The organism is Bradyrhizobium sp. CCBAU 11357, assembly GCF_028128865.1.
In the GTDB taxonomy this organism is placed as follows: Bacteria; Pseudomonadota; Alphaproteobacteria; order Rhizobiales; family Xanthobacteraceae; genus Bradyrhizobium.
This window is the reverse complement of the sequence record NZ_LBJW01000113.1, coordinates 99,291-119,571: the sequence shown is the minus strand read 5'-3', so window position 1 is coordinate 119,571 and position 20,281 is coordinate 99,291. Positions and strand designations below refer to the sequence as shown.

At 65.5% G+C, this 20,281-nt stretch carries 19 protein-coding genes; 10 read left to right on the top strand and 9 right to left on the bottom strand.

What is annotated here, in order from left to right; genetic code table 11:
* Nucleotides 1–86: 86 nt before the first annotated feature.
* The 6 genes from XI05_RS36480 to XI05_RS36455 form a co-directional block, all read right to left on the bottom strand.
* Nucleotides 87–791 carry an ABC transporter ATP-binding protein gene (locus tag XI05_RS36480; RefSeq protein ID WP_260382821.1) on the bottom strand — a complete coding sequence of 235 codons (705 nt, stop codon included), beginning with the start codon at nucleotides 789–791 and terminating at the stop codon, nucleotides 87–89.
* Nucleotides 775–1,506: an ABC transporter ATP-binding protein gene (locus XI05_RS36475; RefSeq protein ID WP_172784062.1), complete on the bottom strand. Its 732-nt coding sequence runs from the start codon at nucleotides 1,504–1,506 to the stop codon at nucleotides 775–777. The genes XI05_RS36480 and XI05_RS36475 overlap by 17 nt, the downstream gene beginning before the upstream one ends.
* Nucleotides 1,503–2,483 carry a branched-chain amino acid ABC transporter permease gene (locus XI05_RS36470; protein ID WP_271510772.1) on the bottom strand — a complete coding sequence of 327 codons (981 nt, stop codon included), beginning with the start codon at nucleotides 2,481–2,483 and terminating at the stop codon, nucleotides 1,503–1,505. The genes XI05_RS36475 and XI05_RS36470 overlap by 4 nt, the downstream gene beginning before the upstream one ends.
* Nucleotides 2,483–3,361 carry a branched-chain amino acid ABC transporter permease gene (locus XI05_RS36465; protein ID WP_271510771.1) on the bottom strand — a complete coding sequence of 293 codons (879 nt, stop codon included), beginning with the start codon at nucleotides 3,359–3,361 and terminating at the stop codon, nucleotides 2,483–2,485. Before XI05_RS36465 ends, XI05_RS36470 begins: the two co-directional genes overlap by 1 nt.
* A 31-nt stretch (nucleotides 3,362–3,392) precedes the next feature.
* The gene (locus XI05_RS36460; protein WP_271510769.1) at nucleotides 3,393–4,637 is read right to left on the bottom strand and encodes an ABC transporter substrate-binding protein; all 1,245 of its coding nucleotides are present in this window, start codon (nucleotides 4,635–4,637) and stop codon (nucleotides 3,393–3,395) included.
* A gap of 94 nt (nucleotides 4,638–4,731) precedes the next feature.
* A complete protein-coding gene (locus XI05_RS36455; RefSeq protein WP_172784059.1) occupies nucleotides 4,732–5,547 on the bottom strand; it encodes a putative hydro-lyase in 816 nt (271 codons plus the stop codon).
* 120 nt (nucleotides 5,548–5,667) lie between these two features.
* Here XI05_RS36455 and XI05_RS36450 point away from each other — a divergent pair, with 120 nt between their 5' ends.
* The 5 genes from XI05_RS36450 to XI05_RS36430 all read left to right on the top strand — a co-directional run bounded on the left by XI05_RS36450 (nucleotide 5,668) and on the right by XI05_RS36430 (nucleotide 10,687).
* Nucleotides 5,668–6,585 (top strand): LysR family transcriptional regulator, encoded by a 918-nt coding sequence (locus tag XI05_RS36450; protein ID WP_271510767.1) that lies wholly within the window; start codon nucleotides 5,668–5,670, stop codon nucleotides 6,583–6,585.
* 33 nt (nucleotides 6,586–6,618) lie between these two features.
* A complete protein-coding gene (locus XI05_RS36445; protein ID WP_271510765.1) occupies nucleotides 6,619–7,869 on the top strand; it encodes a Zn-dependent hydrolase in 1,251 nt (416 codons plus the stop codon).
* A gap of 12 nt (nucleotides 7,870–7,881) precedes the next feature.
* Nucleotides 7,882–8,793: an NAD(P)-dependent oxidoreductase gene (locus tag XI05_RS36440; RefSeq protein ID WP_271510764.1), complete on the top strand. Its 912-nt coding sequence runs from the start codon at nucleotides 7,882–7,884 to the stop codon at nucleotides 8,791–8,793.
* Nucleotides 8,794–8,804: 11 nt separating this feature from the next.
* Nucleotides 8,805–9,878 carry a malate/lactate/ureidoglycolate dehydrogenase gene (locus tag XI05_RS36435; protein WP_271510762.1) on the top strand — a complete coding sequence of 358 codons (1,074 nt, stop codon included), beginning with the start codon at nucleotides 8,805–8,807 and terminating at the stop codon, nucleotides 9,876–9,878.
* Between the two features lie 167 nt (nucleotides 9,879–10,045).
* Nucleotides 10,046–10,687 (top strand): suppressor of fused domain protein, encoded by a 642-nt coding sequence (locus XI05_RS36430; protein WP_271510760.1) that lies wholly within the window; start codon nucleotides 10,046–10,048, stop codon nucleotides 10,685–10,687.
* 165 nt (nucleotides 10,688–10,852) lie between these two features.
* Here the strand turns inward: XI05_RS36430 and XI05_RS36425 are convergent, their stop codons facing one another.
* A complete protein-coding gene (locus XI05_RS36425) occupies nucleotides 10,853–11,926 on the bottom strand; it encodes a tartrate dehydrogenase (protein WP_172784053.1) in 1,074 nt (357 codons plus the stop codon).
* Between the two features lie 153 nt (nucleotides 11,927–12,079).
* Here XI05_RS36425 and XI05_RS36420 point away from each other — a divergent pair, with 153 nt between their 5' ends.
* Nucleotides 12,080–12,856 (top strand): SDR family oxidoreductase, encoded by a 777-nt coding sequence (locus XI05_RS36420; RefSeq protein ID WP_271510758.1) that lies wholly within the window; start codon nucleotides 12,080–12,082, stop codon nucleotides 12,854–12,856.
* A gap of 127 nt (nucleotides 12,857–12,983) precedes the next feature.
* Nucleotides 12,984–14,402 carry an amidase gene (locus XI05_RS36415; RefSeq protein WP_271510756.1) on the top strand — a complete coding sequence of 473 codons (1,419 nt, stop codon included), beginning with the start codon at nucleotides 12,984–12,986 and terminating at the stop codon, nucleotides 14,400–14,402.
* 175 nt (nucleotides 14,403–14,577) lie between these two features.
* Here XI05_RS36415 and XI05_RS36410 read toward each other — a convergent pair whose 3' ends face one another.
* Together XI05_RS36410 and XI05_RS36405 are read right to left on the bottom strand one after the other, a co-directional pair.
* Nucleotides 14,578–15,684, bottom strand: coding sequence for an amino acid ABC transporter permease (locus XI05_RS36410; RefSeq protein WP_271510754.1), 1,107 nt, complete (start codon nucleotides 15,682–15,684; stop codon nucleotides 14,578–14,580).
* A gap of 2 nt (nucleotides 15,685–15,686) precedes the next feature.
* On the bottom strand, nucleotides 15,687–16,868 hold the full coding sequence (locus XI05_RS36405; protein ID WP_271510752.1) for an amino acid ABC transporter permease: 1,182 nt from the start codon (nucleotides 16,866–16,868) through the stop codon (nucleotides 15,687–15,689).
* Between the two features lie 88 nt (nucleotides 16,869–16,956).
* Here XI05_RS36405 and XI05_RS36400 point away from each other — a divergent pair, with 88 nt between their 5' ends.
* The 3 genes from XI05_RS36400 to XI05_RS36390 are packed head-to-tail and all read left to right on the top strand — an operon-like array spanning nucleotide 16,957 to nucleotide 20,205.
* Nucleotides 16,957–17,829, top strand: coding sequence for a MurR/RpiR family transcriptional regulator (locus XI05_RS36400; RefSeq protein ID WP_271510750.1), 873 nt, complete (start codon nucleotides 16,957–16,959; stop codon nucleotides 17,827–17,829).
* Between the two features lie 3 nt (nucleotides 17,830–17,832).
* A complete protein-coding gene (locus XI05_RS36395) occupies nucleotides 17,833–19,182 on the top strand; it encodes an aspartate aminotransferase family protein (protein ID WP_271510748.1) in 1,350 nt (449 codons plus the stop codon).
* 12 nt (nucleotides 19,183–19,194) lie between these two features.
* The gene (locus XI05_RS36390; protein WP_271510746.1) at nucleotides 19,195–20,205 is read left to right on the top strand and encodes an amino acid ABC transporter substrate-binding protein; all 1,011 of its coding nucleotides are present in this window, start codon (nucleotides 19,195–19,197) and stop codon (nucleotides 20,203–20,205) included.
* Nucleotides 20,206–20,281: the final 76 nt, after the last annotated feature.

Below are 20,281 nucleotides of genomic sequence, written 5' to 3'. Positions count from 1 at the left end.
GAGCGCAGCGACATGCGGTAAGGCCTACCCCGGATATCGCTTCGCTCATCCGGGCCACGGCGGCTGCGAATGCGGCGGCAGTCCAGCTACAGCCCCAGATACGCCTTCCGCACGTCAGGGTTGCCCTTAATCTCCGCGGACCGCCCCTGCATCAGCACGCGGCCGGTCTGCAGGATGTAGGCGCGGTCGGCGATCTCCAGGCACTCGGCCATGCGCTGCTCGACGATCAGCACCGTCATGCCGGCGTCGCGGATGCGCTTCACCGCCTGGAAGATCTCGTCCACCAGTTTCGGCATGATTCCTTGCGAGGGCTCGTCCAGCATCAACAGCCGCGGTCGCGTCATCAGGGCGCGGCCGATCGCGAGCATCTGCTGCTCGCCGCCAGAGAGCGTCTCGGCGCGCTGCTCCAAACGCTCCTGAAGGCGCGGAAACAGGTTGAAGACGAGATCGAGCGGCCCTTCGCGGTCCGCCTCGCCGCGGTAGAGATAGCTGCCGAGACGCAGATTGTCGCGCACCGACAGGCGCGGGAACAGGCGGCGGTTTTCCGGCACATAGGCGATGCCGGTGGCCGTGATGTGATGCTGCGCCATGCCGTCGAGGCGCTTGCCGTCGAACGTCACCGTGCCCGAACGCGGGCGTTCGGCACCGGCGATGGATTTGAGCAACGTCGACTTGCCCGCGCCGTTGGCGCCGGCAACGCAGACGATCTCGCCCTTCTCCACCTCGATCGAGACCGCGGAGATCGCGACCAGGCCCTGATAGGCGGTGGTGACTTCACGCACCGACAGCATGACGATCTCCCAGATATGCCTTGATCACCTTGGGATCGCGCACGACGTCGGCGGGCTTGCCCTCGACCAGCACCTTGCCGAGATCGAGCACGATGGCGCGGTCGACCAGCGGCATCACGATCTCCATGACGTGCTCGACCATCAGCACGGTGATGCCGGCATCGCGCACCTTGCGCACCAGGGCAACGCCGGTCTGCGCCTCGGTCGGCGTCAGGCCAGTGAGGCACTCGTCGAGCAGCAGCAGCTTCGGTTCGGTCGCGAGCGCCCGTGCGACTTCGAGGCGGCGCTTCTCGGCCGGCACGAGGTCGCTGGCGAGCACGTCGGCGCGCGCGGCGAGCCCGGTGAATTCCAGCACCTCATGCGCCTTGCGCCGCGCCTCACGCATCACGGTGTTGCGCACGAGAGCGCCGACGATGACGTTGTCGATGACCGTCATCGTCTCGAAGCTCTTGACCACCTGGAAGGTGCGCCCGATCCCGCGCTGGCAGCGCGCGGCCGCCGGCAGAGTGGTGACGTCCTCGCCGTCGAAGATGATCGAGCCCTGGGTTGGCGGCAACACGCCGGCGATCAGATTGAACAACGTCGACTTTCCAGCGCCGTTCGGGCCGATCAGGCCGACGATCTCGCCGCGGCCGACCGAGATCGAGACGTCGCTGTTGGCGATCAGGCCTCCGAAGCGCTGCCAGACGCCGCGGGTTTCGAGCAGCGCGGTCATCGCGTGGCCTCCTTGCGCCGGCGCGAGAACAGGCCGACCAGCCCTTCCGGCCGCGCGAGCGCGATCAGGATGATCAGCGCGCCGTAGACGATGAGGTCGACGCCGCGGCCGGAGCCGCCGATATAGGAGCGCGTCAACTCGGTGATCGGGATCAGGATGACGGCGCCAAGCAGCGGTCCCCACAGCGTGCCGATGCCGCCAAGCACTGCCGGCAGCGCCATCAAGAGCGAGAACTGGAAGCCCATGACGCTTCCGGGATCGATGTAGGAAACGAACTGCGCATAGAAGCTGCCGCCAACCGCGACCAGGAAGGCGGAGACCGCCGCCGCGCCCATCTTCGAATTGAACACGACGACGCCGAGGCTCTCGGCCGCCTGCGGGTTGTCTTTCACCGCGCGCCACCAATAGCCCCATTTGGAATCTTCCAGCCACCAGGTGACGAACCAGGCGACGCAGGCGAGCACCAGCGCGAAGTAGAAGTATGGCAGTTTCGAGCGCGTGAACTGGAATTTCAGCCAGCTGTCGCCCCGCACGGGAATGTCGATGCCGAGGGCCGCACCGGCCCAGTCCCAGTTCTGGATCAGCAGCAATCCGATCTCGGCGATCACGATGGTGGCGATCGCAAAGTAGTGGCCGCCGAGGCGGAAGCAGGGATAGCCCAGCGCCATCGCGATTGCGGCGGAGATCAACCCGCCGCCGATCATGCCGAACCACGGCAGCACGCCGAACTTGGTGAACAGCAGCGCGGTGGTGTAGGCACCGAGCCCGAAATACAGCGCGTGTCCGAGCGATATCTGCCCGCAATAGCCGGACAAGATGTTCCAGCTCTGCGACAACGCCGCGTACATCAGCGTCAGCACCATGATGTTCTGGACGTAGACGTCCTTGACGAACAGCGGCACGATCGCGGCGACGGCCGCAAGTCCGGCGGCGGTAATGAGGTCGCGGCGGCGCCGCGCGACGAATTGCTTGTCCATCACATCGACCCGAACAGGCCACGCGGCCGAATGAACACGACGAGCAGATAGACCGCGTAAATGCCGACCGACTTCAGCGATGGCGGCAGGATCAACGCGGTGGTGGCTTCGACCAGGCCGACGACGATGCCGCCGGCGAAGGCGCCGAACACGCTGCCAAAGCCGCCGAGCGCGACTGTGACATAGGCGATCAGCGCAAAGGATGCGCCGACGTCGGGATAGATGTAGAAGAAGGTCGCCATGATGGCGCCGGCAAGCCCGACCAGCGCACCGCCGAGGCCCCAGCCGAGCGCGAACACGCGGTTCTTGTCGATGCCGACGAGGGCCACCGCGCCGGGATCTTCACGGGTCGCTTCCAGCGCGCGGCCGAAATCGGTGCGGTTGATGAACAGATAGAGCCCGCCGAACGCGGCGATCGCGACCAGCGCGCCGAACAGCTGCGGCTGCGGCAGGTAAATCCCGGCGAGCGATACCGTCTTGCCGCCGAGCCATGAGTTGGGAACGCTGCGGTAGTCGGCAGTGAAGAACAGCTGCGCGAGGCCCCGCATCACGATGGCGAGGCCGAAGGTGGCGAAGATCTGCACCATGCCGACATTGGCCTTGGCACGCATCGCAAACCGCACGATCAGGAGATAGACCGCCGCCCCCAGGACAAACAGGGCGGCGGCGGCCAGCGGCGCCGACAGCAGTGGATCGATGGCGAAGAACGCGAACAGGAAGAATGTCACGTACATCGCCAGCATCAGGAATTCGCCATGGGCGAAGTTGACGACGTCCATCAGGCCAAAGATCAAGGCCAGGCCGACGGCGATCAGTCCGTAAAGCAGCCCCATCAGCAGGCCGCTCGCAAGACTCTGGATAATCGTTTCAGCTGTCACGTCGCTCGTCCCCCGCCCGCAACCTGATCGCTTACTTCATCGGCCAGACTGCATCGGCCACCGCCGCCTGCGACGGGAAGATGGTGACGAACTTGCCGCCGACATATTGCAGCAGGACCGGATCGGCATCGTTGTTCTGGCCCATCTCGTCGAACTTGACGCGCTTCCAGGGCATGATGGTCTGCTCGCCCGGCATCTCGGTCGCGGCCAGCGCGTCACGGATCTTCTCGCCCTCGGTCGATTTGGCACGGTTGATGGCGTCCGCCATGATGATCATCGCCATGAACTGCCGCGACGTGTTGTCGTTGAGGTCCTTGCCCGACTTCGCCTTGAACAGGTCGTTGATCTTGCCGACCATCGGCCGCTTGGCGGCGAGATCGAGCGAGAAGCTGCCGCGGGTGATCGCGCCCTCGAGCTTGTCGCCGACCGCGTCGTAGAGCGCTTTCTCGGAGAAGCCGGCCGCCTGGGCCACGATCGCGTTCGGCTTGTACCCGAGTTCGGCCATGGTCTTGACCAGCAGGATGCCGTCGGTGGTGTAGCTCGACGGCATCAGCACGTCGGCATTGGCAGCCTTGAGCTGCTGCACCTCGGCCGACAGCGACGGCGAGTTGGCGCGGTACTTGATGTCGGCGACAATCTTGTAGCCGCGCTCGTTGGCAAGCTTGGTCTGGGCGTTGGCGGAGTCGGTGCCGAAGATGGTATCTTCGTGGAACAGCGCCAGCGTGTTGGCCTTGGCGCCCTTCTTCTTCATCGCATCGAGGAAGTCGAACATTCCGGCCGAGAACATCTCGTCATGCGGCGAGGCGCGGAAATAATACTTCAGACCGCGGCGATGCAGGCTCGGCGAGGAGTTGTCCGCCGAGATGAACGGGGTCTGGTAGCGTTCGCAGATCTGGCTGATCGTGACCGCGACCGCGCTCTGATAGGAGCCGAGGATGGCGCAGACCTTTTCCTGCGTGATCAGCCGTTCGGCTTCGGCGCGCCCCTTCTGCGGATCGCCCTGGGTGTCGGCATAGACAATACGGATCTTGGCACCGCCGAGACCGGGCAAACCTACGCCCTTTGCCAGCGGAAGATCGAAATCCTGGTCGTTATTGATGATGTCGATCGCAGTCTCGAAAGCACGCTGCGCATCGACACCCACCTGCGCGCCGGAGCCCGACAGGGGATAGGTTGCGCCAATCACCACTTCAGACGTTTGCGCGCGCGCAGCTAATGGCAGCAGCGCAGCGGCGGCGGTGGCTCCGAGCAGTACGTCGCGGCGAGTCATCGTCATTGGCTAAAGTCCCCTGTTGTCCGAATTTTTGCGCGTATCGAATGAAGCGATTGGCAAAGAGCGTAAAGCCCGAAGAAACAGCAAACGCTGCCTACTAAATCACGGCCATGGTCTTGTTCTTCAGATCCGTCACCAGCATCAGGCCGGGCGAATGCGTGATCGCGAACGGCAGCTTGGCGGCGTTGATAACCGATTGCGGCGTCACGCCGCAGGCCCAGAATACCGGAATCTCGTCTTCGGCAACAGGTACGGGATCGCCGTAGTCGGGCTTGGCAATATCCTTGATGCCGATCAGATGCGGATGGCCGAGATGCACGGGCGCACCGTGCACGGCGGGATAGCGCGAGGTGATCTGCACCGCGCGGATCGCGTCGGCCGGCTTGAACGGGCGCATCGACACCACCATGGGGCCGGCGAACGGACCGGCCTCGCCGCAGGCGATGTTGGTGCGGTACATCGGCACGCGCACGTTCTTCTCGATGTGGCGGATCGGCATGCCCTCCTCGAGCAGCGCCTCCTCGAATGAGAACGAGCAGCCGAGCACGAAGGTAACGAGGTCGTCGCGCCAGTAGCTCTTCACGTCGGTCGGCTCGTCCACGACCTCGCCGTCGCGCCAGACACGGTAGCGTGGCACGTCGGTGCGGATGTCGAGGTCGGTGCCGAGCGAGGGGATGTAAGGGCTGCCGACGTCGGACATGCCGATGATCGGGCACGGCTTGGGATTGAGCTGGCAGAAGCGGTGAAAGGCGCCGGCATATTCCGCCGGCAGGATCGCCAGGTTGCCCTGGACACATCCGGGGGCGACGCCAGCGGTGGAGGCAACCAGCCCCTCTCGGTAGGCGAGCCGGGCCTTGCGGCTCGGGAGGGTGTCGGGTGTTTCAGTTTGCTGCGCTGCCACCAAAACAGTCATGTGATCGACCTGCCTATAAACTCGACAAAGACAAACCAACACCAAGCGTGCTATAAAGTCTAATCGTCGTTTCTAATCAATCTCGATAAATATGATTTATCGATCGGGAAAATCCTTCCAATGCTGGACTTCAGGTCGATCGAGACGTTCCTGTGGGTTGTGAAGCTCGGCAGCTTCCGCGGCGCCGCGCAACGGCTCAACACCACCCAGCCGGCGATCTCCCAGCGCATCGCCCAGCTCGAGCGCGAGATGGGCGTGAAGCTGCTGAACCGCGATCATCGCGTGGCGTCACCGACACCGAGCGGCCGGCAGATGATGGTCTACGCGGAGAAGCTGATCGGCCTGCGCGCTGCGATGATGGCGGAGATCGGCGACCGCTCGGCGATGCGCGGCGTGATGCGGCTCGGCGTCGCCGAGACCATCGTGCACACCTGGCTGCCGCGGCTCGTCAAGAGCGTGAACGAAGTCTATCCGAACCTGTCGCTGGAGATCGAGGTCGACATCACGCCGAACCTCACCGCGCGCCTGCTCGCGCAGGAGATCGAGCTCGCTTTCGTCGTCGGACCGCTGTCCGCCTCCGGCGTGCACAACCGCGTGCTCGCCGATTATCCGATCGGCTTCCTCGCAAGTCCCTCGCTCGGGCTCGGCAAAGGCCCGCTGACGCCGGCGGAGCTCGCGCGGTTTCCGATCATCACCTTCCCGCGCAAGACCAAGCCTTACGAGGTCGTGCGCGAGGTGTTCGACCGGCCCGAGCTGCCGCCGATCCGCCTGCACGCGTCCGCCTCGCTGGCGACCGTCATCCACATGGCGGTCGAGGGACTCGGCATCGCCGTGATTCCCGACGCCATCGTCGAGAACGAGCTCGCCGACGGGCGCCTGCAGCTGCTCGACACCGACCTCGCCATCGCACCGCTGACCTTCACCGCGAGCTGGCTCGCCTCTCCCGACGTCGTCGCCGTGGAGCGCGTCGCCGAGCTTGCACGGCAAATTGCGCAGAGCAGCCTCGCGGTTGACGCGCCCGCACAGGCGCGTCATTGAAAAAGGCGCCGGACAAAAAGAGAGAACGACCGCATGAGCCGAGCCGCCACCAACCTGCAAATCGATTCCGCCCGCCTGTGGGGCTCCATCCACGAGACCGCGCAATTCGGCGCGACGGCTAAAGGCGGCGTGCGGCGGCTGACGCTGAGCAGCGAAGACAAGCAGGTGCGCGATTGGTTCCGCAAGGCCTGCGAGGATGCCGGACTGGAAGTCCACGTCGACGCGCTCGGATCACAGTTCGGCCTGCGCAAGGGCCGCGACATGTCGAAGCTGCCCGTCGGCATCGGCTCGCACCTCGATACCCAGCCGACCGGCGGCAAGTATGACGGCATCCTGGGAACGCTCGGCGCGCTGGAGGTGATCCGCACGCTGAACGATGCCGGCATCGAGACCGAGGCGCCGATCTGCGTCGTCAACTGGACCAACGAGGAAGGCTCGCGCTTCGCACCTGCGATGATGGCCTCCGCCGCCTATGTCGGCGACTTCACCACCGACGACATTTTGTCGCGCAAGGATATCGATGGCACCACCGTCGGCCAGGCGCTCGACAGCATCGGCTATCGCGGCGACAAGCCGGTCGGCTTCCAGAAGCTCGGCTGCTTCGTCGAGCTGCACATCGAGCAGGGTCCAATTCTGGAAGCGGAAGGCAAGACCATCGGCGTGGTCGATTCCGGCCAGGGCGTGCTCTGGTACGACGGCAAGATCTCCGGCTTCGAGAGTCATGCGGGCTCGACGCCGATGCCGCTGCGGCGCGATGCGCTGGCGACCTTGTCCGAAATCGTGCTGGCGATGGAGTCGATTGCGAAGAAGCACGGACCGAACGCGGTCGGCACCATCGGCGAGGCCGTGATCGCCAATCCCTCGCGCAACGTCATTCCCGGGGAGATCGCCTTCACCATGGATTGCCGCAGTGCCGACGGCGCCATCATGGATGCGCTCGATCGCGATCTGCGTGCGACAATCGCCGAGATCGGCGCGCGCCGCAAGGTCGAGGTCAAGATCGATCTCGTCTGGCGCAAGCCGCCGACGCATTTCGATCCGAAGCTGATTGCTGCCGTCGAGAATGCCGCGACGACGCTCGGCTATTCCTCGCGCCGCATCACCTCCGGCGCCGGCCACGACGCCTGCAACCTCAACACGGTCATGCCGGCCGCGATGGTGTTCGTGCCCTGCAAGGACGGCATCAGCCACAACGAGCTGGAGGATGCGACGCAAGGCGACTGCGCCGCGGGCACCAACGTCCTCATGCATACCGTGCTGGCGATCGCCGGCGTCGCGTCCTGACCGGAGAGAATTATGCGCGGAGTTTTCGTCGACGCCAATGAATCGCTGGCCGTGATCATGGAGCGGCTGGAGAAGCCCGGTGATCCCAAAGTGCGGATCAACAGGAACCCCGACATCACACCCGAGCAATATCCGGAAGTTCTCGACGGCGCCGAGATCGCGATCGTCGACCACACCGCACTGCCGACCGAGGTCGCGAAGAAATGCACCGGGCTGAAGCACGTCGTGTTCCTCGGCACTGGCGCGCGCAGCTACATGAATCCGGAAGAGCTCGCCGAGCTCGGCATCTCCGTGCATCTGATCAAGGGCTACGGCGACACGGCAGTTGCGGAATCCGCGATCGCGCTGATGTGGGCGTCGGCCCGCGTCATCGCGATGATGGACCGCGAGATGCGCGCCGGGAACTGGCTGCGCGAGGACGGCATGCAGCTCACCGGCAAGACGCTCGGCCTGATCGGCTTCGGCGGCATCGCCGCGGAGGTCGCGCGCATTGCGTCCGGTAGCGGCATGAAGGTGATCGCCTGGAACCGCTCGCCGAAGAGCCATCCCGCCGTCGAATTCACCGACCTCGACAGCGTGCTTGCCAGAAGCGACGTGGTGTCGTTGCACCTGCTGCTCAACGACGAGACGCGCGGCATGATCACGCGCGAGAAGATCTCTGCGATGAAACGCGGCGTCATCCTCATCAACACCGCCCGCGCCGCTGTGGTCGACGAGGCCGCCATGATCGACGCGCTGAAGTCGGGCCATATCCGCCACGCCGGCCTCGATGTCTTCAACATCGAGCCGCTGCCCGGCGATCATCCGCTGACGAAGCTGCCGAACGTGACGCTGTCGGCGCATTCGGCCTTCCGCACGCCGGAGGCGAGCGAGAACCTGATTGAAGCGGCGCTGGTTCACTGCCGCCGGATCGTGAAGGGATAAGAGCAACAACAATGGCCGACTATCGCATCGTCAAGGCTGAGCCGCTCACCAATGTGGTCCGTGCCATCGTCAAGGCCGGCGGCTCCTCGGAGCGCGAGGCCGAGCTCGTATCGACCAATCTGGTCGAGGCCAATCTGAGGGGACATGACTCCCACGGCGTCGGCATGATCCCGCGCTATGTCCAGAGCGTCACCAATGGCGGCCTCGCCGTGAACCAGCACGTCAAGATCGTGCTCGACACGGGTCCGCTTCTCACGCTCGACGGCCTCACCGGCTATGGCCAGGTGATCGGTCATGAGGCGATGGAGTTGGCGGCTGAGCGCGCCAAGCGCGACGGTGTGTGTCTCGTCGGCCTCTCCAACTCGCACCACATCGGCCGCATCGGCCACTGGGCCGAGCAGTGCATCGACCACGGGCTGGTCTCGATCCACTTCGTCAACGTGATCTCGCGTCCGATCGTGGCGCCCTGGGGCGGCAGCGACGCGCGTCACGGCACCAACCCGTTCTGCGTCGGCATCCCGCGCGCCGGCAAGGACCCCATCGTGCTCGACTTCGCCACCAGCAGGATCGCGCAAGGCAAGACCCGCGTTGCCCACAACAGGGGCGTCGAACTCGAGCCCGGCACCATCATCGACAACGAAGGCAAGCCCACGGTCAACCCGCGCTACACCGTGATCCCGCCGTACGGCGCCATCCTGCCCTTCGGCGAGCACAAGGGCTCGGGACTCGCGCTCGTGTGCGAGATCCTCGGCGGTGCGCTCTCCGGCGGACAGGTGGTCAAGGGCCCGTCCGACGGCAAGTACAACGTCCTCAACGGCATGCTGTCGATCGTCATCGACCCGACGAAGCTCGGGACCGCCGAAAACCTCGCGCGCGAGGTCGAAAGTTTCGTCGCCTGGCACACCGGCTCACCGCCCGCGCCCGGGGTCGACAAGGTGCTGATCGCCGGCGACCCGGAACGCGAGACCAGGAAGAAGCGCCTTGCCGAAGGCATTCCGGTCGATCCAACGACGTGGCAGGAGATTCTGGAGGCCGGGAAGAAGTTCGGGCTGGATCAGGCTGCGATCGAGAAGATCGCAGGCTAGTTGCGACCGCAGCGCATCCGCAGCGTCGTTACGACCTCATGGATGATTGCGCACGGGAGTGTGGACGACGGCGAAGCATCGGTTCGCCCGCGGGGCGAATTTGAACCGGCCCGCGTTGCCTCGCGACAACGCGGATATCCCGGCTCATATCCGCTTTCGAGGTTCACATGCTCTCCCGTCTCGCAAAGTTCATGTCCGGCTCCGCAGAGCCATCACCCGCAGCCGACCTCTACCGGCAACGGCTCGCCATCTATGAGAGCGAGCTTGGCGAGCCCGAGCACACGTTCGCGGACAACGCAGAGCGCCGGATCGACATCCACGCCTTCGGCCGCGATTTCGTCCCGGTCTGCCGGGAGGGCTCCGACGAAGGCTATGTCCTTCTCACCAACGGCATGAGCGAGCAACGGATGCACGGCGTCCCAGGGGACGCGAAGCCACGAGCCGAGCTGATGTGGTACGTCCGCGAGCCGACCGAGGAGGTCTGGGCCAATCTGCGCTGGCTGGCCAATCTGCCGTTCATCGACACGACCTGGTTCGGCTTCGGCCATCGCGTCGCGCTTCCGTGGCCGCCGGTTGCAGGAACAGACTTCCAGACGTTCCTGCTTCTCACACCGATCATCGGCCCCGACAAGGAGATCGCCGAGGCGCTGGAGATCGCGGGCGATCCCGTGGAGATTTTGACCGTGAACCTGATCTCGCATCAGGAGCTCGGGCTGATCAAGACCAGTGGGCTCGACCCGTTTCTCGACCTGCTCGATGACAACGACTACCCGCCGATCTTCGATCCGGCGCGGAAGTCGTATGTGTAATCGTAAGGTGGGCTAGCCGAGCGGATGCGCGAAGCGCAACCGCTTGGCGTAACCCACCACCGTTCGCATCCGCGGAGACAGAAGAGGCGGGTTACGCCCAGCGGACCACGCTTCGCGCGGCCGCAGGGCTAACCCAACCCACCCTACGGCAGGATCACTCCCGCCTCAGTCCACCATCTCGGCGACCGCCTTGCCGCACGCCGTCGTGTCGGCGTTGCCGCCGAGGTCCTTGGTGCGCAGCGTGCGCTCTGCCAGCGTGCGCTCGATCGCCTCGACGATCGACTTGCCGGCTTCCTTCTCGCCGAGATGCTCGAACATCATCGCGCCGGACCAGATCGCGCCGATCGGGTTGGCGATGCCCTGACCTGCGATGTCGGGCGCCGAGCCGTGCACCGGCTCGAACACCGAGGGGAAATCCCCCTCCGGGTTGATGTTGCCTGACGGCGCGATGCCGATCGTGCCGGTGCAGGCCGGGCCGAGATCGGAGAGGATGTCACCGAACAAATTCGAGCCGACCACGACGTCGAACCAGTCCGGATGCAGCACGAAGTTCGCCGTCAAGATGTCGATGTGGTACTTGTCCCACTTCACGCCGGGAAACTTCTTGGCCATCGCCTCCACGCGCTCGTCCCAATAGGGCATGGTGATGGAGATGCCGTTGGACTTGGTCGCCGAGGTCAGGTGCTTCTTGGGCCGCGACTGCGCGAGCTCGAAGGCGAATTTCAGGATGCGGTCGACGCCGGTGCGGGTCATCACCGTCTGCTGCGTCACGAACTCGCGGTCGGTGTCCGGGAACATGCGGCCGCCGACCGAGGAATATTCGCCTTCGGTGTTCTCCCGCACCACCCAGAAATCGATGTCGCCGGGCTTGCGCCCCGCCAGCGGCGACGGCACGCCGGGCATCAGCCGCACCGGGCGCAGGTTGACGTACTGGTCGAACTCGCGGCGGAACTTGATCAGCGAGCCCCACAGCGAGACGTGGTCCGGGATCTTGGCCGGCCAGCCGACCGCGCCGAAATAGATCGCATCGTGCTTGCCGATCTTCTCCTTCCAGTCGTCCGGCATCATCTGCCCGTGCTTCTCGTAATAGTCCCAGGACGAGAAGTCGAAATGGTCGAAATGCAGCGAGACGTTGTGCTTCTTCGCCGCCGCCTCCAAAACGCGCAGGCCCTCCGGCATCACCTCCTTGCCGATGCCGTCGCCGGGAATGACCGCGATCCGGTATTGTTTCTTGCTCATCGAGAACGTCCTTGGTTGGTCCGGCAGTCGCCGCCTTCTGACTGCACTGCAATGGACCAAACGCGGCGGCAGTGCAACGCTGCACTGCAATGTTGACCATGGCGCGGGCGAGCGCCTACTGATTTGATCCTGTTCCCACGAACGAGTACCCCCATGGATCTGCATCTGCGCGGCAAGCGCGTCCTGATCACCGGCGCGTCCAAGGGCATTGGCGCAGCCGCCGCCGAGGCCTTCGCCGAGGAAGGCGCGCATCTCCTCCTCGCGGCGCGCAGCGGCGATCAGCTCAAGGCGCTGGCCGACCGCTTGCGCGCCGCGCACCAGATCGACGCCGCAACGAGCATCGTCGATCTGCGCAAGGAGGACGACGTGGCCCGGCTGGCGAAAGAAGCCGCCGACATCGACGTGCTCGTCAACAATGCCGGCGACATCCCCGGCGGCTCGATCGACAAGATCGACGAGGCGGCCTGGCGGCACGCCTGGGAATTGAAGGTGTTCGGCTATATCAACCTGACGCGCTACATCTACGCGCAGATGAAAGCCAGGGGCGGCGGCGTCATCGTCAACGACATCGGCGCGGCCGGCGAAAAGTTCGACGCCAACTACATCTGCGGCAGCGCCGGCAATGCGGCGCTGATGGCGTTCACCCGTGCGCTCGGCGGCAAGAGCCTCGCCGACAACATCCGCGTCGTCGGCATCAATCCCGGCCCCGTCGGCACCGACCGTCACGTCACCCTTTTGAAGACGCGGGCCAGGCACCAATTCGGCGACGAGAGCCGCTACAAGGAATTCCAGAAGAGCCTGCCGCTCGGCAGGCCCGCGCATGCGCGCGAGATCGGCGACCTCATGGCGTTCCTCGCCTCGGATCGCGCCGGCTATACCTCGGGCGTGATCTACACGGTCGACGGCGGCATCAGCGCGGGGTGGGGTTAACTCTATCCTCGTCATTGCGAGCGCAGCGAAGCAATCCAGGAATGCCTCTGTAGCAACCAGTCTGGATTGCTTCGTCGCTTCGCTCCTCGCAATGACGAGCTTCGAAATAAGCACAGGAGTAAGCTAATTGTCCCAAGATCTGATCCGCGAAACCGCCTGCACCGTCGTCGACAAGCTGCGCTCCGGCGACGTCTCGCCGCTCGAGCTCTTGGACGTGCTGGAGAAGCGCATCAAGGAGGTCGACGGCAAGGTCAACGCGCTGCCGACGCTGTGCTTCGATCGCGCGCGGGAGAGCGCGAAGACACTTATGCAGAAGCCGGCGGGTGCGCGCGGACTGCTCGCCGGGCTGCCGGTGCCGATCAAGGATTTGACCGATGTCGCGGGCGTGTTGAACACGCAGGGCTCGCCGATCTTCAAGGACAACATCCCCGCGAAGTCCGACCTCATGGTCGAGAACCTCGAAGCCAACGGCGCGGTCGTCTACGCCAAGTCGAACACGCCGGAATTCGGCGCCGGCGCCAACACGTTCAACGAGGTGTTCGGCGCGACGCTCAATCCCTGGGATACGAGGAAATCGGCCGCGGGCTCCTCCGGCGGCGCAGCGGTGGCGCTTGCCACCGGCATGGCCTGGCTCGCGCAGGGCTCCGACATGGGCGGATCCTTGCGCAGCCCGGCGGCCTTCTGCGGCGTCGTCGGCATGCGGCCGAGCATCGGCCGCGTCGCACATACCCCGAAGTCGGGCATCGATCGCAATCTCGGCGTGGTCGGACCGATGGCGCGCAACGTCGAGGATCTCGCGCTGCTGCTGGATGCAATGAGCGGCGACTATGCCGACGATCCGCTGTCGCTGCCGGCTCCGGCAACCTCGTTCCTGTCGGCGGCCCAGGCGGGCAAGAGGCCGAAGCGCATCGCCTATTCGCCCGATCTCGGCATCACCCCGGTCGATCCCGAGGTGAAGGCGATCACGCGCAAGGCCGCCGAACGTTTCGCGGAGGCTGGCGCCATCGTCGAGGAGGCGCATCCGGACTGGCGCGAGGCGCATGAATGCTTCCACGTGCTGCGCGCCTTCGATTTCGCGATCACCAAGGCCAATCTGCTGCGCACCAAGCGCGACCTGCTCAAGCCCGAAGTGATCTGGAACATCGAGGAGGGCCTCAAGCTCAGGGTCGAGCAGCTCGCGCGCGCCGAGGCGCAGCGCGTCGGCATGACGGCGCGGGCGGTCGAGTTCTTCAAGAGCTACGATCTGCTGCTGACGCCGACCACGATCGTGCCGCCCTTTCCGATCGAGCATCGCTATGTCGCCGAATGCGCCGGCAAGAGGTTCGACAACTACATCGAATGGCTCGGCATCGTCTATGCCATCACGCTGGCCTGCTGCCCGTCTCTCTCCTTGCCCTGCGGCTTCACGGCCTCCGGCCTGCCGATCGGCATCCAGGTGGTCGGCGCGCCGCGTGCCGATGCGCAGGTGATTGCCGGGGCGAAGGTGCTGGAGGATATTCTGGGCCTGCGCGCGACGACGCCGATCGATCCGAAGGTGAAGAACTAGCTGCGCTCTCGTGCCCCGGACGCAGCGCAGCGCTATCCCGGCGATGCGAAGCATCGTCCGGTCAGCGTTGCGCTGCAGAGCCGGGGCCCATCTCTCCGCGACCTCCACTGCAGCCCTGGGTCCCGGCTCTGCGGCGCAGCGCTGAAGCGCTGCACCTTTTCCGGGACACGAGGCCTCACCTCCCGCGCGTCGCCTCCAGGCTCCGGCTGTAGCGCGACATCGCAAAGCAGAAGACGAAGTAGATCGCGGCAACGAAGATATAGACTTCGACGGAAAACTGCTGCCAGGCGGGATCGATGATCGCGGTCTTGGCCGTCGTCAGCAGGTCGAAGATGCCGATGATCAGCACCAGGCTGGTGTCCTTGAAGAAGGCGATGAAGGTGTTGACCAGCGGTGGGATGACGTGGCGGATCGCCTGCGGCAGCACGATCAAGCGGTGCTTACGCCAGTAGGACAGGCCGAGCGCGTCGGCGGCCTCATATTGCCCGCGCGGCACCGCCTGAAGCCCGCCGCGGATCACTTCGGCGAGGTAGGCGCCGGCGAACAGGATGATCGCGATCTGGGCGCGCAACAGCTTGTCGATGTTGAATCCGGCCGGCATGAACAGCGGGAACATCACGCTGGCCATGAACAGCAGGCTCACCAACGGCACGCCACGGATCAGCTCGACATAGAGCACGCTGAGCGAGCGGATCGCCGGCAGTTTTGAGCGCCGGCCGAGCGCGATCAGGATGCCGAGCGGGAAACCGAACGCCAATCCGAACGTCGCCAGGATCAGCGTCACGGGCAAGCCGCCCCAGCGGTCCTGCGAGACGAAGGACAGGCCGAACACGCCGCCCCACATCAGCACGCTGATCAGCGCAAGCGCACCGATCCAGAGATAAACCAACTCGCGTCGCCACAGCGCGCGGCGGGTCGAGAGGTAGTACAGCGCGATGAACAGCACGACCGACAGCGCCGGCCGCCACTGCTCGTCGAACGGATAGGTGCCGAACAGGATGAAGCGGTACTTTTCGGGGATGATGGCCCAGCAGGCGCCGAGGCCGCGCGCGGCGCGACAGGCGCTGGAATCGTTCGTGGGCGTCAGCCAGACCGCGTTGGCAATGCCCCATTGCACGAAGCTGAAAATGCCCTTGCCGAGCAGCGCCAGCAGCAGGACGGTGAGGATCCCATTCGGGATCGAGGAGAACAGGTTCTTGCGCAGCCAGTGCAGCACCGGATTGCCGGGCTGCGGACGGCGGGCAGCTCGGGGCGTCTCCGGCATGTCGGTGATTGCCGTCATGATCAGCGCTCCACCAGCGCGATACGCGAATTGTACCAGTTCATGAAGAAGCTGATGGACAGGCTGATGGTCAGGAACACCGCCATGATCAGCGCGATTGCTTCGATCGCCTGCCCGGTCTGGTTCAGCGTGGTGTTGGCGATCGAGACGACGTCCTGGTAGCCGATCGCGACCGCGAGCGAGGAGTTCTTGGTCAGGTTGAGATACTGGCTCGTCATCGGCGGCACGATCACGCGCAGCGCCTGCGGCAGGATGATCTGCCGCAGCATGAAGCTGCGGCGCAGGCCAAGCGCGTTGGCGGCATCCCACTGGCCGCGCGGCACGGACTGGATGCCGCTGCGCACGATCTCGGCGATGAAGGCCGAGGTGTAGGTCACCAGTGCGATCAGCAGCGCGAAATATTCCGGCGCGAGCGTCAACCCGCCGACGAAATTGAAGCCGCGCAGCTGCGGCCACTCGATGGTCCAGGACACGCCGAGCACCAGCGAGACCGCGGCCGGCACCACGACGATGAGGCCGAGCGCAGACGGCCAGACCGGCCGCGGCTTGCCGTCGCGCATCTGCTGCGCGACCAGCCACCGACGGAAGAGGAAGAACACCGCGCAGCCCAGCAACGCGGTGCCGAGCACCGTGAGCTGCGGCGGCCCGAACGGGATCGCCGGCAGGATCAGACCGCGATTCGACAGGAATACACCCTCGATCGGCCGCCACGCAGCGCGCGCGGCCGGCAGCGCCTGCATCAGCACGTACCAGAACAGCAACTGCAGCAGCAGCGGGATGTCGCGGAGCGTTTCGACATAGACCGCCGCAAGCCGCGACAACAGCCAGTTGGCCGACAGCCTGGAGATCCCGATCAGCGTGCCCAGGATCGTCGCGAGCACGATGCCGATAACGGCGACGCGCAAGGTGTTGGCGACGCCGACGACGAAGGCCCACAGATAACTATCCCTCGGATTGTAGGCGAGCAGGCTGTCGGCAATCGGCATGCCGGCCTCGCGGCCGAGAAAGGCGAAGCCGGTGGTGATGCGCCGCGCCGAGAGATTGGTGACGGTGTTGGACCAGAGGAAGGCGATCACCCCGACCGCGATGCCGACCACCAGGACCTGCCAGAACAGGCCCTTCAATTCGTTGCGCCCGAGCACAAAGCGGCGACGCGGCGGTGCTCTGGGATGATCGGCGGTCACAGCACAAAAATCCTTCTTCAAATGCAGCGATTTCCGGCGACGCACGTCAAGTGTTGCACCGAACTGTAATTCATGCAACAAATGTTTCATGGCCGAGCCCGCGAAATCCTCGCCCCTGAGCGAACTGCGCATCGCATTGCCATCGCTCCCCCTGCGCTTGCAGGAGGTCGGCCGTTTCGTCGCCGCCAATGATTACGACGCCACCACCCGTTCGATGCGCGATCTCGCGGCGGAAGCCGGCGCCGATCCCGCCGCGTTCACGCGGCTTGCGAAGGCGATCGGCTATTCCGGATGGGACGAGCTGCGCGCGGCGCTGACCGAGGCGCGCCGGCCGTCGCAGACCGCGCCCTTCTCCGGCCGCACAAGAGGCCGCCGTCACGGGCCGAACGCCGATGTTACGCTCGTCATCGACAAGCTCGAGGCCGAGGCCGCCGGGCTTCCGCGCATCCCGGCCCAGCCGATCGCGGAAGCGGCGCGCGCGCTGCACGAGGCCAAGCGGATCTGGATCGCGGGCTACCGCAGCTGCCGCAGCGTCGCGGAGCTCCTGAATTACGAGCTGCGCCTGTTCCGGCCCGAACAGGTGCAGCTCGTCGGCACGTCCGGGCCGGACGACCTCGATCTCGGCGCGTTCCGGCCCGGCGAAGCCGTCATCGTCATCGGTTTCCTGCCCTACACCCACGCCAGCGTCCGCGTCGCGCAGGCCGCTCATCGCAGCGGCGCAACGCTGATCGCGATCGCGGACAGCCTCGCGGCACCGATGGCCGAGGGCGCCGACCACGTGCTGCTGTTCGAGGCAGCGTCCTCGCCCGGCTTTTTCCCCAGCCTCACCGGTGCGATCGCGATCGCGCAGTCGCTCGCGGCGGTCACGTTCTCGCTCGGCGGCGCCGCCGCGAAAAAGCGTCTGGAAAATACCGAGGCGCGGCTCAGTGCTGTCTCCACCTACGTTTCGGAGAAAGGTTGACCCATGAGCACTCGCACCAGCCGCGTGCTGCATCGCTCGCTGCGCGAAACGCCGCCCAAGGCGATCGGCGGGGAAGGCGTTTATCTCTTCGCCGAGGACGGGCGTCGCATCATCGACGCCTCCGGCGGCGCGGCGGTGTCCTGCCTCGGCCACCAGCATCCGCGCGTGATCGCGGCGATGGCCAAACAGGCGTCCACCCTCGCCTATGCGCATACTGCTTTCTTCTCCTCGGAGCCGGCGGAAGCACTTGCTGAAACACTGGTCGGGCACGAGCCCGGCGGGCTCGCCTACGCCTATTTCGTCAGCGGCGGATCAGAGGCGATCGAAGCCAGCATCAAGCTGGCGCGGCAATATTTCATCGAGCGCGGCGAGCCGCAGCGGCAGCACTTCATCGCGCGGCGGCAAAGCTATCACGGCAACACGCTCGGCGCGCTCGCCGCCGGCGGCAATGCCTGGCGTCGCGCGCCCTATGCGCCGCTGCTGTCGACTGCTTTCAGCCACGTCACGCCGGCCTTCGCCTATCGCGAGAAGCGCGAGGGCGAGTCGGACGCACGGTTCGTCGCGCGCCTCGCCGCCGAGCTCGAAGCCGAATTCCAGCGGCTCGGGCCCGACACCGTCGCGGCGTTCCTCGCCGAGCCCGTCGTCGGCGCCACCGCCGGCGCGGTGACCGCCCCGGAGGGCTACTTCAAGGCGGTGCGCGAGATCTGCGACCGGCACGGTGCGTTGCTCATTCTCGACGAGGTCATGTCCGGCATGGGTCGCACCGGCACGACGCATGCCTGGGAGCAGGAGGGGGTCGCACCCGACATCCAGGCGATCGCAAAGGGGCTCGGCGGCGGCTACCAGCCGATCGGGGCCATGCTCGCAAGCGGCAAGATCATCGACATCATCCGCTCGGGCTCGGGCGCCTTCCAGCACGGCCACACTTATCTGGCACATCCCCTCGCCTGCGCCGCCGCGCTCGCGGTGCAGGACGTGATCCGCGAGGACGGCCTGCTCGACCAGGTCAAGGAGCGTGGCAGGCAGCTCGAGCAGCGCCTGATCGAGCGCTTCGGCAATCACCGCCATGTCGGCGACATCAGGGGCCGCGGCCTGTTCTGGGCGATCGAGCTCGTCGCCGATCGCGCTAGCCGCGCCTCGTTCGATCCGGCGCTCAAGCTGCACCAGAAGATCAAGGCGGAGGCCTTCGCAAACGGCCTCGGATGTTATCCTGGCGGCGGCACCGTGGACGGGGTGCGCGGCGACCATGTGCTGCTGGCGCCGCCCTATATCGCCTCGGCGGACGAAATCGACCTGATCGTCGACAAGCTCGGCACGGCCGTCGACAACGTGTTGCGTAGTGTCAATCACTGAGGGGAGAGTCATATGAGGAAAGTGGTTATCGCAGCGGGCCTGCTCACTGCATCGACGGTGATCGCATCGGCCGCGACGCTCGATACGGTGAAGAGCCGCGGCACGCTGGTGTGCGGCGTCAGCGCCGGCTTTGCCGGCTTCTCGGCACCGGACTCGCAGGGCAATTACAAGGGTCTCGACGTCGACTATTGCCGCGCGCTCGCGGCCGGCGTGCTCGGCGATCCCACCAAGGTGCGTTACGTCTCGCTGACGGCACAGAACCGCTTCACCGCCCTGCAATCGGGCGAGATCGACGTGCTCTACCGCAACTCGACGCAGACCTATTTGCGCGGCGTGACGCTGGGCCTGCGGCAGGGCCCGATCAACTTCTACGACGGCCAGGGTTTCGTCGTGAAGAAGGACCTCGGCGTGAAGGAGCTGAAGGACCTCAAGGGCGCCACCGTCTGCGTCGCGCAAGGCACCACGCACGAGGTCACGCTCGGCGATTACGGCCGTGCGAACGGCATCGATTGGAAGCCGCTGGTGTTCGACCGCATCGACACCATGTACCAGACGTTCTTCGGCGGCCGCTGCGATGCCATGACCCAGGACGCGTCCGCCCTCGCCGGCGCGGTGACCACGGCGGCGCCGAACGCGGCCGACTATGTCGTGCTGCCGCAGACCATCAGCAAGGAGCCGCTCGGACCCTTCACCCGCAACGGCGACGAGGTCTGGACCGACATCATCACCTGGCTGCATTACGGCCTGATCGAGGCCGAGGAGCTTGGCGTGACTCAAGCCAATGTCGAGGAGATGATGAAGTCGCAGACGCCCGCGATCCAGCGGCTGCTGGGCGCCAGCGGCGATCTCGGCTCGCGGCTCGGGCTCGACAACAAATGGCTGGTCACGGCGATCAAGGCCGGCGGCAATTACGGCGAGATCTTCGAGCGCAATGTCGGCAAGGCAAGCCCGCTCAAGCTCGATCGCGGCCTCAACGGCCTCTGGAGCAAGGGCGGCCTGATGTACGCCATTCCGTTCAAGTAAAGGTGCTCCGTGTCCCGGACGCGCTGCAGCGTGCAACGCTGCTGCGCAGAGCCGCGACCCAGCAACGACAATGGGC